Annotated in this window: 1 protein-coding gene; it reads left to right on the top strand. The window is 62.9% G+C overall.

Annotated elements, in window-relative coordinates:
* A partial coding sequence (locus HGI46_RS21825) for an IS66 family transposase (protein WP_168905830.1) occupies positions 1 to 750 on the top strand: 750 nt, incomplete at both ends.

Here is a 750-nt window from a genome sequence, read left to right as displayed (position 1 = left end):
GGATTGCTGGCGAACTGTTCGGGCTGACAATCTCCGAAGGTGCCATCGCCAACATGTTCCGCCGCCTGCGCACCAGCATGGATGCGGCCACGACTGCGATCCGCGCCAAATTGCTCAAGGCGCGCATCATTGCTTCGGACGAGACGACAACCCGGACCAACGGCGTGATGCAGTGGCAGTGGGTGTTCCTGTCCAGCGACGCTGTCCTGCACAAGATTGCCTCGCGCCGGGCCCGCAGCGTTGCCGAAGACGTACTGGGACAGCATCGGCCCGATGTCTGGGTCTCCGACCGCTATTCGGGTCAGCAGGGGTTGGGACGCGAGCACCAGGTCTGTCTTGCCCATGTGCTGCGCGATGTTCAGTACGCCATCGACAGCGGCGACACTGCCTTTGCGCCAAGCATCCGCGACCATCTGCGCTGGGCGATCAAGGTCGGGCGACGACGAGACCAGCTCAAGGACAGCACCTTGGCCGCCTATGCTGCCAAAGCCGACAACATGCTCGACCGTCTGGTTGCCAGACCTGTCGCTCATCCCGCCGGGCGCGTTCTGCTCAAGCAAATCAAGGCACGGCGGGGGAAGTTCTTCGTCTTCCTCAAAAACCGTGACGTGCCGGCCACGAACAACATCTCCGAGCGCGAAATCCGCCCCTCGGTCGTCTTCCGTAAGGTCACCAACGGCTTCAGGTCAGACTGGGGCGCTCAGATCCATGCCGGATACCGTTCCGTCACCGGCACCGCACGCCTCTCTG

Origin of the sequence: Novosphingobium sp. ERW19 (genome assembly GCF_012641315.1) — a bacterium.
Classification (GTDB): Bacteria; Pseudomonadota; Alphaproteobacteria; order Sphingomonadales; family Sphingomonadaceae; genus Novosphingobium.
This window is presented reverse-complemented; position numbering and strand designations above follow the sequence as displayed.